This is a genomic window from Sphingomonas sp. PP-CE-3G-477, assembly GCF_003050745.1.
Taxonomy (GTDB): Bacteria; Pseudomonadota; Alphaproteobacteria; order Sphingomonadales; family Sphingomonadaceae; genus Sphingomonas.
In genome coordinates this window covers 22304-31952 of sequence record NZ_QAOF01000017.1, presented here as the reverse complement: position 1 = coordinate 31952, position 9649 = coordinate 22304, and the positions used below count along the sequence as shown (strand labels likewise).

8 protein-coding genes are annotated in these 9649 nt (G+C 66.3%); 2 read left to right on the top strand and 6 right to left on the bottom strand.

Features of this window, described 5'->3' with window-relative positions; genetic code table 11:
- Nucleotides 1–294: 294 nt before the first annotated feature.
- From C8J45_RS18325 to C8J45_RS18315, 3 genes are all read right to left on the bottom strand, one after another.
- Nucleotides 295–1563, bottom strand: a complete 1269-nt coding sequence (locus C8J45_RS18325; protein WP_258191534.1) for a DUF445 domain-containing protein — start codon at nucleotides 1561–1563, stop codon at nucleotides 295–297.
- Nucleotides 1564–1737: 174 nt separating this feature from the next.
- Entirely contained in the window at nucleotides 1738–4965 is a 3228-nt protein-coding gene (locus C8J45_RS18320) for an efflux RND transporter permease subunit (protein ID WP_107964587.1), read from the bottom strand.
- A gap of 4 nt (nucleotides 4966–4969) precedes the next feature.
- Nucleotides 4970–6160, bottom strand: coding sequence for an efflux RND transporter periplasmic adaptor subunit (locus C8J45_RS18315; protein WP_107964586.1), 1191 nt, complete (start codon nucleotides 6158–6160; stop codon nucleotides 4970–4972).
- Between the two features lie 207 nt (nucleotides 6161–6367).
- On the opposite strand from C8J45_RS18315, the gene C8J45_RS18310 reads away from it, so the two are divergent.
- The gene (locus tag C8J45_RS18310; RefSeq protein ID WP_107964585.1) at nucleotides 6368–7108 is read left to right on the top strand and encodes an SIMPL domain-containing protein; all 741 of its coding nucleotides are present in this window, start codon (nucleotides 6368–6370) and stop codon (nucleotides 7106–7108) included.
- A 251-nt stretch (nucleotides 7109–7359) separates the two neighbouring features.
- Here the strand turns inward: C8J45_RS18310 and C8J45_RS18305 are convergent, their stop codons facing one another.
- The 3 genes from C8J45_RS18305 to C8J45_RS18295 all read right to left on the bottom strand — a co-directional run bounded on the left by C8J45_RS18305 (nucleotide 7360) and on the right by C8J45_RS18295 (nucleotide 8341).
- Entirely contained in the window at nucleotides 7360–7617 is a 258-nt protein-coding gene (locus C8J45_RS18305) for a GlsB/YeaQ/YmgE family stress response membrane protein (protein WP_056484797.1), read from the bottom strand.
- A gap of 93 nt (nucleotides 7618–7710) precedes the next feature.
- Complete coding sequence (locus C8J45_RS18300; protein WP_107964584.1) at nucleotides 7711–8010, bottom strand: DUF1153 domain-containing protein; 300 nt, start codon at nucleotides 8008–8010, stop codon at nucleotides 7711–7713.
- 103 nt (nucleotides 8011–8113) lie between these two features.
- Nucleotides 8114–8341, bottom strand: a complete 228-nt coding sequence (locus tag C8J45_RS18295; protein ID WP_107964583.1) for a hypothetical protein — start codon at nucleotides 8339–8341, stop codon at nucleotides 8114–8116.
- Between the two features lie 195 nt (nucleotides 8342–8536).
- Here C8J45_RS18295 and mnmA point away from each other — a divergent pair, with 195 nt between their 5' ends.
- A complete protein-coding gene (gene mnmA, locus C8J45_RS18290; protein ID WP_107964582.1) occupies nucleotides 8537–9646 on the top strand; it encodes a tRNA 2-thiouridine(34) synthase MnmA in 1110 nt (369 codons plus the stop codon).
- The last annotated feature ends 3 nt before the right edge of the window (nucleotides 9647–9649 follow it).

Genomic DNA, 9649 nt, shown 5'->3' with positions numbered 1-9649 from the left:
ACTCCCCGCGCTGCCACCGGTCCCAAATCTCGGATCGCTGTGCCGCCGAGTAGTAAATCCGCTGACGCTGCTTCATCCCCACACTCCTCCTCCTCAAAGAATGAAGTGTTGCGACCACCCGTTGAACCCACCACCCAACCCGGACATTGGACGTCGTCAAACGCCGCTCCATCTTGATCTGTGTTTTGGAGCCAACCTCTCAAAATCTTACCTAGCGCAGGCAGCCACAAACTACCGGACGATGTTTGGAAACCTGCCCTTCCGCCCGATCGAAACGATCGCACACCGTCCCCATCACAACAGCACATCGACGCTGTGGATCACCAGCCCGACCAACCCGCCGACGATCGTCCCGTTTACGCGGATATATTGCAGGTCGCGGCCGACGGCGTTTTCCAGGCGGCGGGTGATCGTGTCGGCGTCCCAGCTGCGGACCGTTTCCGAGACCAGCTTGACGATGCCGTCGCCGTAATCCGCCGCCGCACCGACCGCCGCACGCCGCACAAACCGGTTGATCGTCCGCGACATGCGCGGATCATGCTGCAACGTCTCGCCGAGCTGGCGCAGGATGTCACCGAGCTTGCCGGCCATCGCCCGCTCGGGGTCGCGCGCGATCGCCAGCAGCGCGCCGCGTGCCTGCTCCCACAGGCCGTCGAGCCAGCGCTGCATCGCCGGATTGTCGAGGAGGTCGTTCTTCATCGTCTCGACGCGCTCGCGCATGCGGCGGTCGTATTGGAGATCCCAGGCTAGGCGATCGAGTCCCTCTTCCGCTTTCAGGCGCAAGGGATGCTCGGGGTCCTCGGCCATCTCGGCGAGCAGCTTGTCGAAGCCGCTGATGAGCTTGTCCGCGACGGTCGTGTCGAGCCCGGTCCAGCGCAGGATCGAGCCGGCCTTGTCGTGGACCATCGCGCGGACGAGGTGGTCGTTCGCGGCCAGCGTCTTCGCTGCCCAGCGGATCGCGCTTTCGAGCAGCGGCGCGTGGCGGCGCTCGGCGATCGCGGCCTTGAGCAACTGGCCGAGGATCGGCGACACCTCGGTAGCGCGCAAGCGGGCGCCGATCCCGGCCTTGACCATCCCGCCGAGCCGCGCCGGATCGAGACCCTCCAGCACCTGCGCGACCAGCTTCGATGCGCCCTGGCGAAAGCGCCCCCCTGCCCCCTCGGGCGGATCGGTCAGCCAGCGTGCGATCGCACCTGCCACGTCGAGGCGGCGCGTACGCCGGGCGATGACGACGGGGATCAGGAAATTCGCGCGGAGGAACTGCGCGAGCGTGTCGCCGATGCGGTCCTTGTTGCGCGGCACTATGGCTGTGTGCGGGATCGGCAGGCCGAGCGGATGGCGGAACAGCGCGGTCACCGCGAACCAGTCCGCGAGGCCGCCGACCATCGCCGCCTCCGCAAACGCGCGGACGAACGCGAAGGCGGGGTGGACGGGGACGAGCGCGCGGCTGACGAGGAACGTCGCGGCCATGAACACGAGCAGCCCGGTCGCGACGATCCGCATGCGGACGAGGGCGGGCGGCGTTGCTTCGCTCGCCGGGCGCGTGCGGATTGAAACTGTCATGCCCGAAACAATCCCCCAGCGCGGGGATAGTTCACGACCGCCGCCGATACGGGCTTCGACCCGCCCGCGCTCGACCATGATGCTCGGACGCGGCCCCTTCGCACTGCGCCACACGGAAGCCCCCCGCTGGCGCGCGGCACTGTGTCGTCGCTCAACACGAGGGGCGCGATGGCGTCACTCGGCTGGCTGTGTGCCATCGCCGAGCTTGGGGGTTGCCGGTCCGAGCCGCGGACCCGACGGATGCGGTCCGGCGAGCCCGATCACTTCGCTGCCGTCGTCGCCGGGACGATAGGTGAGCAGGCTGCGGCCGAGGCGTGGGCCGATATACCGCTCGATCCCGACCGCGAGGCTGAACGCCGCGGGGACGATCAACAGCGTCAGGATGGTCGACAGGACGAGCCCGCCGATCACGACGATGCCCATCGGCGCGCGCCACGATCCGTCGCCGCCGATCGAGAGCGCGGTCGGAATCATGCCCGCGACCATCGCGACCGTGGTCATCACGATCGGCTGCGCGCGCTTGTGGCCGGCATCGACCATCGCGGTCCATACGTCGACGCCCTTGCCCATCTCCTCCAGCGCGAAGTCGATCAGCAGGATCGAGTTCTTCGCGACGATGCCGAGCAGCATCAGGATACCGATGAACACCGGCATCGACACCGGATTACCCGTCGCCCACAGCGCCAGCAGTCCGCCGAGTGGGGCCAGCAACAGCGACCCCATGTTGACGAACGGCGGCAGCGCACGGCGGTACAGCAGCACCAGCACCGCGAAGACCAGGAACGTGCCGGCGATCACGGCGAGGATGAAGTTGTTGATCATCTCCGCCTGGAACTTCGACTGGCCTAGCACGAGCTTGTTCACGCCGGTCGGCAGGTTCGCCATCGTCGGCAGCGCGTCGATCTGCTTCTGCGCAACGCCCGACACGATTCCGGGCGCGAGATCGGCACCGATCGTCAGCTGGCGCTGTTGATTGACGCGGTCGATCTTGGTCGGGCCGGAGCCGAGCGTGATCTCCGCCACGAGGTTGAGCGGCACCGAGCCACCCGAGGCGGTGGAGACCGGCAGGTTCTGGATCGTCGACAACTCGCTGCGCGCGCCCTGATCGAGCGCGACGCGGATCGGGATCTGGCGATCGGAGAGCGAGAAGCGCGCCGAGTTCTGATCGATATCGCCCAGGGTCGCGATACGGATCGCCGACGATAGCGCCTGAGTCGTCACGCCCAGGTTCGCGGCGAGATCGAAGCGCGGCTTGATGACGATTTCGGGGCGCTGCATGTTGCCGGCGACGCGCGGCGCGACCAGCGTCGGCAGGCGCGACATCTCGGCGACGATCTTCTGTGCGGTCGCATCGAGCAGCTTGGGATCGTCGCCACCGAGCGTGACGCTCATGTCGCGCGTGCTGCCGCCCCAGCCATTCTGCGAGCGGAACGAGACGCGCGCGTCGGGGATCGCTGCGAGCTGGGGTGCGAGATTACGCTCGAACTCCGTGCTCTTCATTTTCCGGTCGTCCTTGAGCGTCGCGGTGACGCGGCCGGCGTTGACCGAGCCGTTGGCGCCGCTGCGCGCATAGACCGACTGGACGTCGGGCTGCGATCCGATCAGCGCCGCGACCTTGGTCACCACGGCCTCGGTCTGCGCGAGCGTCGTGCCCGGCACCATGTCGATCACCGCCATCGAGGTATCGTTGTCCTGCGCGGGCTGGAACGTCATCGGCAGGACCGCGAACATCACGATCGTCAACAGAAAGGCGAACGCGCCGAGCCCGAGCACCCAGAAACGGTGATCGCGGAAACGGCTGGTAAGCCGGTGAATGCCACCGCGTGCCGCCGAGGCCTTGGCCTTGCCGGTCTCGAGCGTCCATTTGAGCGTGGCCATATAGCCATCCATAAGGATGCCCTCGCCGTGCGTGGCGGGGCCGGCGGACTTGAGGAAATATGCAGCCAGCATCGGTGTGACGAGGCGCGCGACCGCCAGGCTCATCAAAACCGAGGCAACCACGGTCAGGCCGAAATTCTTGAAGAACTGGCCTGAGATACCCGGCATCAGACCGACCGGCAGGAACACCGCGACGATCGCCATCGTCGTCGCGAGCACGGCCAGACCGATCTCGTCGGCGGCGTCGATCGAGGCCTGATAGGCGGACTTGCCCATGCGCATGTGGCGGACGATGTTCTCGATCTCGACGATCGCGTCGTCGACCAGCACGCCCGCGACCAGGCTGAGCGCGAGCAGCGTCATCTGGTTCAGGTTGAACCCGAGCAGGTCCATGAACCAGAAGGCGGGGATCGCCGACAGCGGGATCGCCAGCGACGAGATCACCGTCGCGCGCCAGTCGCGGAGGAACAGGAACACCACGATCACCGCGAGCACTGCGCCCTCGATCATCGCGTGGATCGCGCTCTCATACTGCATTTCGGTGTATTTGACGCTGTTCGAGCGCAGCACGAAATGCACGTTCGGGTTGCGCTTCTCCATCGCCGCGAGCTTTTTCACCGCCTCGTTGAAGACGGTGACGTCGGACGAACCCTTGGAGCGCTGGAAATCGAAGCTGATCGTCTGGCGGCCGTCGATCGCGGCGCGGCTGCGCTGTTCGGCGTAGAGATCGCGGACCTGCGCGATGTCGGCGAGGCGCACGGTGCGGCCGTTGCCGACGTTGATCTGCGTCTGCGCAAGCGCGGCCGCATCCTTCGCATTACCGAGCACGCGGACCGACTGTTCGGACCCGGCAATCTCGGCGCGGCCGCCCGCCGCGTTGAGGTTGACCTGGCGGAGCTGGGCGTTGACCTGGCTCGCGGTGAGCCCCTGGCTTTGCAGTTTCAACGGATCGAGGATGACCCGGATTTCGCGACTGACGCCGCCGTTGCGGTTGACCGCGGCCATGCCGGGCACCGACAACAGTTCCTTCGCGACATTGTTGTCGATGTACCAGCTGAGCTGCTCGATCGTCATGTCCTTGGCGATCACCGAGTAGCTCGCGAGATCGTTGTCGGTGGTGTTCGCGCGAAACACCTGCGGCTCGAGGATGCCTTCGGGCAGGTCGCTGCGGATCTGCGCGATCGCATCGCGGACGTCGGTGACGGCGCGGTCGATCGGCGTGCCGATGCTGAGCTGGACCACGGTTTGCGACTGGCCTTCGGTGACCGTCGAGTTGATCTCGTCGATGCCCTGGATCGATCGCACCGCGGCCTCGACCCGCTGCGTGACCTGCGTCTCGAGTTCGGTCGGCGCAGCACCCGGCTGGTTGATGACGACGATCGCGATCGGGAAATCGATGTCCGGATCGTTATTCACGTCCATCCGCATGAAGCTGACGATGCCCGCCAGCGTCAGCGCGATGAACAGCACGATCGGCGGCACCGGGTTGCGGATCGCCCAGGCCGAGATGTTGCGAAAGTTCATGAGCTCAGCTCGCTTTCTTCGTGACCGGCTTCACCTTCTGGCCCGGCGCCAGGAACCCGCCTGCGGACAGCACCACGCGTTCGGACCCGTCGAGCCCGCTCAAGATCGTCACGCCGGCATCGGAGACCTGGCCGATCTTGATGTCGCGCCGGACGACCTTGTCGTCTGCGCCGACGACATACACGAAATTGCCCTTCTCGTCGCTTTGCAGCGCGGAGTCCGGCAGCAACGGCGCCTGCGTAGCGCCGCCGAGGATCGTCGCGGCGGCGAACCCGCCCGGCCGCAGCGCAGGGTCGTAGGCGACTGCGATCCGCGCGATGCCCTGGCGGCTCTGCGGGTCGATCACCGGCGAAACCTGCCACACCTGACCGGGGAAGCCCTGAGTCGTCCCGACGGGAACGACCGTAGCGCGCGCACCGGCATGAAGCCCGGCGAGATCGGCTTCGCTCAACTGCGCGCGCATCTCCATCTGGCCTGCCGCCGCCATGCGGAACAGCACGCCGGTGCCAGCGCCCACGACCTGACCCGATTCGACGCCGCGCGTAAGCACCAGCCCGGCGGCCGGCGCACGGATGTCGAGCCGACCGTTGCGCGCACGCGCCTCGCCCAGCGTCGCCTGCGCCACTTTCACGCGCGCGGCGGCGGCGTCACGCGTCGCCGCCTTGCGCTGGAGATCGGCCTTCGAGATGAAACCGCGATCGACGAGCTGCTGGGCGCGATCGAGTTCGGCCTGCGCGATCGTCTCGTCGGAGCGTGCGACGCTGACCGAGGCGGCGAGCGACGCGGCGGTCTCGGTCTGGACCGAGCGATCGACCGTCGCCAGCACCTGCCCCGCCGCGACCCACTGACCCGGCTCGACCAGCACGCGCGTGATCATCCCGCCCTCGCCCGCGACGCCGACCGGCATTTCGCGACGAGCGGCAATCGTGCCGGTAGCGGAGATGGTGCGATCGATCGTCTCGCGGCCCGGCACCACGACCGAGACGGTCGGGACCTGCTCGACCGCGGGACCCGCGACTGCTTCCTTCTTGCCCGACTTGAACGCGAAGATGGCAGCGACGATCGCCAGCACGAGGACGACCGCGATGATGATGTTGCGACGGCGATGCGAGGGCGAGGGCGCGGTATAATCGGGCAGCACTACCTGTTCGTCGCTGTCGCCCATTTGCCCGACAGTCTTCGTCTCGTAGTTCATGCGCGTCACAATCCCAATTTCGACCGGTCTTGTCTCGACCCGCACCGTCGCCTGCGAGCTGTGTTATCTGAATAAGTCACCGCGCTCAAGCCCTTTGGCTCATGCGGAGCGCAGACATGCTTCGATTCCGATCTATCCGCAATGCCGTTCAGCTTGCGTTGAACTGTGTAGGACGACAGGCAGGCCGTGTCCCACCGGAGAGAAACAATGAAGACAGCATCGTTCCTGAGCGCCCTCGCCACCGTCGCGATCGGCCTGCCCACCGTCGCTGCCCATGCGCAGGCCGCGCCGACGACCGTCGAGCCGATGGTCCCCGCCGCCGGGACCGTTCTGGACGTGACCGCCGAGGGGCGCACGACGCGCGTTCCCGATCTCGCAACGATTCGCGCAGGCGTCGTCTCGCAGTCGCCGACAGCGGCGGCGGCGCTCACCGACAATGCGCAGCGGATGGCGAAGGTGCTCGCGGCGTTGAAGCGTGCGGGTGTCGCGTCGCGCGATATCGCAACCTCGTCGGTCCAGCTCGCGCCGCAATATCGCTATGCCGACAACCAGCCGCCGGTGATCACTGGGTATCAGGCGACCAACACCGTCTCGATCCGCTTCCGCGACGTCGCCAAGTCCGGCACGATCCTGGATGCGCTGGTGGCGCAGGGTGCGAACCAGATCGACGGTCCGAACCTGTCGATCGACAAGCCCGAGGCCGCGCTCGACGAAGCCAGGACCGATGCGATCGTGCAGGCCAAGCGCCGCGCCGATCTCTATGCCAAGGCGGCGGGGCTGCGCGTGGCGCGGATCGTCTCGATCGCCGAATCGGGTCAGGATGCGGGCGGCCCGGCGCAGCCGATGTTCATGATGGCCCGCGCGTCGATGGCCAAGGACAGCACGCAGATCGCGCCTGGCGAGAAGGACGTGACAGTCACGCTCTCGGTGCGGTTCCTGCTGAACTGACGCTCTCTACGATCCTCCCCCGCATCTTTGATCCTCCCCCGCAAGGGGGAGGTGGCGCCGAAGGTGACGGAGGGGGAGGACACGGAACGTAGGTTTCCCTTACCGCCCCCTCCGACTGGCAAGTGTCAGCCACCTCCCCCTGGCGGGGGAGGATCGAGAGGCCACTCACATTCAGCGAACATCTCCACACACGAAAAAGGGCCGCCCGGTTGCCCGGACGGCCCTGTTCTTCGCGTGACGATGCGAACTTTTTAGCGGACGCTACCGCGACGCACGAGGTTCACGATCGCGAGCAGGACGATCGCACCCAGCAGCGACACGATGAACGAGGTCAGCGTGAGCGGCGCGTTGTTGATCGAGCCACCCGACAGGATCAGGCCGCCGATGAAGGCGCCGACGATGCCGACGATGATGTTGAGGAAGATACCCTGCTGTGCGTCGGTGCGCATGATCATGCTGGCAATCCAGCCGATGACGCCGCCGATGATCAGCCAAAGAATGAGACCCATGATATTTTCCCTCCGTTGAACCCGTATCCGGGCGATGGCGGAAAGACGTGCGAGCGGCATTTTTTGTTCCGCCCGCGTTTTGAGTTTTGCGGCTCAATACTTTTGTTGGCGCTCGTACAACGACTTATAGTGCTGAATTCGCGTGACCCGCAGTCCGGGCATTCCCGAACGATCGATCGCACGCTGCCAGCTGGCGAATTCCTCGACCGTCAGATTGTACCGCGTGCAGACGTCATCGACGCTCAGCAGGCCGCCATTGACCGCCGCAACCACCTCCGCCTTGCGGCGAACCACCCAGCGCGTGGTGCTGGGGGGTGGCAGCGTGTCCATCGTCAGCTGCTCGCCCAACGGCCCGATCACCTTGCCGGGACGGATTTTCTGGTTCTCGATCATTTGAAACCTCTGGTCGGGGCGGGGGGCCCCCTCTCGATACGCACACACGACACATAGTCGCAGGAATTGAAGATCGGCTGAAACGCCGCGGTAAACAGCATCTTCATTCGTCCTTCCACCGGGTTAAGGCCGCTGCCATCGGGCCATTGAACGCACCATGAAGCGGCGCGAACAGCTTTGGATCGATTGCGGCACGAGCAAAGCCGGCCTGTACCGCCGCGGTCGGGCTCGCCGCCTGCCGGGCGGCGATACCGACGATCAGGACGGCCAGGTCACCCGGAAGAACGGTGACCTCTGCGTCGCGATCGAAACGGGGAAAACTCAGGTCCAACGGGATACTCGCGCTTACTCTCGGGATGTCAGGTATAGCGCGAGGGGGTGAAGGGACCGTAAAACTCCGCGAAAGACTTCGTGAACCTGTCGCTTTATTCCAATCACCCGTCGTGTTTTCCGGTCCGTTCGTCTTGATCGACGTTAATCGGTGCATCTTTTTGCAACCTCACGCCGTCGCGCCTATGTGGCAACGATGGAACAATGTGATTTTCAGCTCGGCCCCGACATGGCCGGAAAGCGCATCGTCGTGGCGATGTCGGGTGGCGTCGACAGCTCGGTCGTGGCCGCGCTCGCGCACGCCACCGGCGCCGAGACGATCGGCGTGACGCTCCAGCTCTACGATCACGGCGAAGCGGTCGGCCGCGCGGGATCGTGCTGCGCCGGCCGCGACATCCGCGATGCACGCGCGGTGTGCGACCGGCTGGGGATCGCGCATTATGTGTTCGATCACGAGACCAGCTTTCGCGAGCAGGTCGTCGATAAGTTCGCCGACGAATACCTCGCCGGCCGCACGCCGATCCCGTGCGTACAGTGCAACATGGGGCCGAAGTTCACCGACCTGCTGAAGCTCGCGCGCGATCTCGGCGCGGATTGCCTGGCCACGGGACATTATGTGCGCCGGGTCGAGGGGGTGGATGGCGCTGAGCTTCACCGCGGTGCCGATCCGGCGCGCGACCAGAGCTATTTCCTGTTCGCGACCACGCAGACGCAGCTCGACTATCTGCGCTTCCCATTGGGGGGCCTGCCCAAGGCGCGAGTGCGGGAGATCGCGGCCGAGTTGGGGCTCGGAGTCGCGGCCAAGCCGGACAGCCAGGATATCTGCTTCGTGCCCGATGGCGACTATGCCGGACTCGTCAAGAAGCTGCGGCCCGAAGCGGCGGAAACGGCGGGCGACATCGTCGACCTCGGCGGCGCGAAGCTCGGCGAGCATCGCGGGCTGATCCACTTCACCGTCGGCCAGCGTCGCGGGTTGGAAATCGGTGGCAGTCCCGAGCCGCTCTACGTCGTCCGCGTCGAGCCCGAGACGAAGCGCGTCGTCGTCGGCCCCCGTCGCGCGCTCGCGGTCGAGGCTGCGCGGATGACCGACATCAACTGGCTGGGCGGCGACTTCACCGGACCGCTGACCGCGAAGGTGCGGTCGATGGCGAAACCCGTCCCTGCCCGTCTGGTCGGCGACCGCGTGGTGTTCGATGCGCCCGAATACGGCGTCGCGCCGGGTCAGGCCGCGGTGCTGTATGCAGGCGAGCGCGTGCTCGGCGGCGGCTGGATCGCGGAAACCGAAGCGGCACTCGTCGCCGCCTGACGC

Bases quoted from the DNA above. Each gene is read 5' to 3' on its own strand.
- C8J45_RS18305 (WP_056484797.1), bottom strand. From the start codon at position 7,617: ATGGGTCTCATTCTTTGGCTGATCATCGGCGGCGTCATCGGCTGGATT.
- mnmA (WP_107964582.1), top strand. From the start codon at position 8,537: ATGGAACAATGTGATTTTCAGCTCGGCCCCGACATGGCCGGAAAGCGC.
- C8J45_RS18300 (WP_107964584.1), bottom strand. From the start codon at position 8,010: ATGATCGAGAACCAGAAAATCCGTCCCGGCAAGGTGATCGGGCCGTTG.
- C8J45_RS18320 (WP_107964587.1), bottom strand. From the start codon at position 4,965: ATGAACTTTCGCAACATCTCGGCCTGGGCGATCCGCAACCCGGTGCCG.
- C8J45_RS18315 (WP_107964586.1), bottom strand. From the start codon at position 6,160: ATGAACTACGAGACGAAGACTGTCGGGCAAATGGGCGACAGCGACGAA.
- C8J45_RS18310 (WP_107964585.1), top strand. From the start codon at position 6,368: ATGAAGACAGCATCGTTCCTGAGCGCCCTCGCCACCGTCGCGATCGGC.
- C8J45_RS18325 (WP_258191534.1), bottom strand. From the start codon at position 1,563: ATGACAGTTTCAATCCGCACGCGCCCGGCGAGCGAAGCAACGCCGCCC.